Source organism: Agrobacterium sp. LR_9 (assembly GCF_041954855.1).
Lineage (GTDB): Bacteria > Pseudomonadota > Alphaproteobacteria > Rhizobiales > Rhizobiaceae > Agrobacterium > Agrobacterium leguminum.
In genome coordinates this window covers 1-3,066 of the sequence record NZ_JAVAYA010000055.1, presented here as the reverse complement: position 1 = coordinate 3,066, position 3,066 = coordinate 1, and the positions used below count along the sequence as shown (strand labels likewise).

3 protein-coding genes and 1 pseudogene are annotated in these 3,066 nt (G+C 50.6%); all 4 read left to right on the top strand.

Translation table 11 applies throughout. The features are described from left to right. A partial coding sequence (locus RAC79_RS25515; RefSeq protein ID WP_374997690.1) for a polymorphic toxin type 15 domain-containing protein occupies nt 1-1,087 on the top strand: 1,087 nt, incomplete at its 5' end. A 2-nt stretch (nt 1,088-1,089) separates the two neighbouring features. Further along, nucleotides 1,090-1,821: a GAD-like domain-containing protein gene (locus tag RAC79_RS25510; protein WP_078053763.1), complete on the top strand. Its 732-nt coding sequence runs from the start codon at nt 1,090-1,092 to the stop codon at nt 1,819-1,821. Nucleotides 1,822-1,857: 36 nt separating this feature from the next. Then, nucleotides 1,858-2,436: a hypothetical protein gene (locus tag RAC79_RS25505; RefSeq protein WP_078053762.1), complete on the top strand. Its 579-nt coding sequence runs from the start codon at nt 1,858-1,860 to the stop codon at nt 2,434-2,436. Between the two features lie 189 nt (nt 2,437-2,625). Then, nucleotides 2,626-3,066 (top strand): annotated as a pseudogene (locus tag RAC79_RS25500) (transposase); the annotation flags it as partial.

Below are 3,066 nucleotides of genomic sequence, written 5' to 3'. Positions count from 1 at the left end.
GTCGCTTCGTGCAATTGAAGTCGCCGATGCTTCAGAAAAGCAAAATCGTTCATCTGATGCCGTGCCTTCTGGCGGCGCTGCTCTGGGCTTTCTCGTCACGCCAGGATTTGCTCCACTCGTTCAAGGTGCGGGTGGAGCTGCGGCTGGAGGAGCAAGTACCGCTGCCGCCGGTGCGGCAACTTCTGGCGCTGGGGGGGCTGCCGCGGCAGGAGGCGTCAGTTTGGGAACGATATTGGCGGGGATCGGAATATTCGCCGCCGGTGTGCTTATTCCGACCAACAAGATGAACTTTTCCGATACCGTTCCACAAGACGATTTTGAACAGAAATTGCTTTTAGATGCGCAACGCAGAATCAACGAACTTCCATTCTGGGACAGCGGTACTGATATCCGGAATGAGACGTTTGCAAAAATTCAGGAACACAGAAATAAACCGACGCAGGACCCGGAGCCCAAACCTGTTCCTGTGCCGCCACCTGGATCAAATGTTCGTATTGATGAGGATGAAAATCGTAGATGTCGTTTATTGATAATCTGCTTTATGCCCACAAAAAGTACGATCGATCTCGATGAGTTCAAGCGACAAATGGAATTGCAGGAACAAGGGCTCAACAATATGAGTCCGCAGCAGATGTTGGCCAATCAAGCAAAGTATTTAGCGAATCCGGCGGGCATGCGGGCTTTGTCAGAGCCGCTCCAGGCGAAAGCGCGCCAAGAATATAGGAATGACCCGCGCATCCAGAAAATGTACGTTGATAAATACGGTCCAGTTCAGGGTCCGATAAAATTGGGGCAATATCTGGATTCCGCGGCCGCATTGCATAATCCAGACATGATCGCGGGTGGAAGATATAATTCTGTAGTCGATCAGGCGTTGCCAATTGAAAACCGGATAGGTGGCCTTTCCGAGAATAGCTCTATGGGAAGCCAATGGATCAATCCGAATCGAAACGGAAATACTCGCGCTAGCCGATTGACGGAACATGCGAAGAGACAAGCGGCGAACAACTGTCCAAGTGTGCAAGTTGATCTTCGACTTTGCCCAAGTAACCCCAGTCGTCCCGGTGAGCCATTAACAGGAACATAAAAATGGTAGAAAAGCCGAACTATAACGTGTTTGAAACTAAATGGATTGACGAGCTCCTGAATGCATACGAGATCGACCATATAGTTAAGCCTGACGCGCAATTAATAGAGCGCTATAAGGATCGTTTGCCTGAAATCTTGGTGAAATTCTGGATCGAAAAAGGTTGGTGTAGTTGGTCAAGGGGCCAATATTGGATATGCGATCCCTCTATATTTCAGCCCGTCATCGACTATGTGTTTCTCGGTGATCCTGAGCTTGATCCAACGCGCATGATTGCCTTTGGATATAATGCGTTCGGTAATGTCGATATTTGGTATGGCGATGCGACGATACGGTTGAACCTGCCGAATGGCATGGTCCGCGTGGAGCCCCGCGGATATGACGAAGACCAAAATCGCCAATGGACCGATGAAGTAATGATCGGTCTTAAACTGTCATTCAACGTCTCTCCATATGTTGCGCCATGGGAAGACGAAAAATACCAGAACATGATGCCACAAGCTCTAAAAGCACTTGGAGAGCTCGAACCAGGGGAAGTTTATGGCTTTGTGCCAGCTCTTAGCGTAGGCGGACGAAATACTGTGAAAAATCTGCAAAAAGTAAAACTTAAGGAACACTTACTCTTACTGGCTTCCTTCGATACTCCGACTCTATATGACTACGCTCCACCGTCTGAAGGCGGAAGCAGCATGGGTGAGGTCACCCCACTTCGAAAGATAGGCGCGAAACGCTGAGAGCGTGGTGTACCTTAAACGCGAAGGAATCATAAAGTGACAGACAAGTCGGGAGCGTGGGAAGTTTTACTGGGAGAAGGCATCGGTCCGCTGAGGCTTGGTACATCTAAAGAAGTGATTTCGAAAATTGAGGGCTTTGCTGAACCCGAACTCGTGCAGGATGAGTCAGCGGCAGTTTCGGACTTCGAGAAACTGCTAAACTCGATGGGGCCTGAGATGGGTCTCGATCCTGAGGAATTTAAAGAGATGATTGCGGCGATGCAGGCTGAAGCTGCGGCAGAGGTTCGGTGGGTTCCCAAAACCAAAAGCCTGCCAGTTGTTTTTTTTCACGGAGATATCCTTATTCGTATCGTTTTGTCGGCCGAGTGCCGTCCAAAACTTGAAGGGCGAAATATTTTTGAGATACCTGCCAAAGAATTTTATGAACTGGTGATTGCCAGATCGCAATCCGTCTTCAGGAAACGTAATGAAATAGTCGCGCCCGACATCTCCATGCGCTTCACAGTTCCCAAGAAGTCCGATTTCGAGGACGGAAGACCTATCGAACTGCTCGTTTTAGAGAAAAATAGGACGGATGAGTTGATCGCTGACGGATATAAGCAATTGCCGATCTGAGGCACGAACTCTCCAGTCTCTTGGTCTTTGGACATCTAAAGGGCGGGCTGTTGGAACGAAACTTCGAGGGCTTGAGGCAGTAAGCGATGGGTCTAGAGCACGTCCACTGAACTCGGAATCGGATTGAGGATTCCGTTACGGTCCGATTTCTGATTCCATGATCCGACTGGTGATTTGGTCGGAGGCAATATGACCCGCGCTTTCAGCGATGATCTTCGCAGCCGTGTTCTGGCAGCGGCTTATGATGGTATGTCAGCACGCTCGGCGGCCGCCCGGTTCGGAATCGGAGTCTCGACGGCCATCGCCTGGATAGCCAGCGCACGGCATGGTCAGATGAAGCCTGCTAAGCAGGGACGGCGCGGCGGTTCTCGTCTGGATGCCCATGGCGATTTTATCGTTGGGTTGATCGATGAAGAAAAGGACATCACGCTGAACGAAATGGTTCTGCGGCTCGCCGAAGAGAAGGCCGTTTCCATCGGCCGCAGTGCCCTCGATGTATGGCTGCGCAAGCGCGGCTGGACTTTCAAAAAAAGACCGCACATGCATTGGAGCAAGAACGACCCGACCTGCTGAAACGTCGTCGCGACTGGTTCGATGGTCAGCTTGATCTCGATCCGGCAAGGCTCGTGT

Excerpts from the sequence above, each read along its gene's own strand:
- RAC79_RS25510 (WP_078053763.1), top strand. The coding sequence starts at position 1,090 with ATGGTAGAAAAGCCGAACTATAACGTGTTTGAAACTAAATGGATTGAC.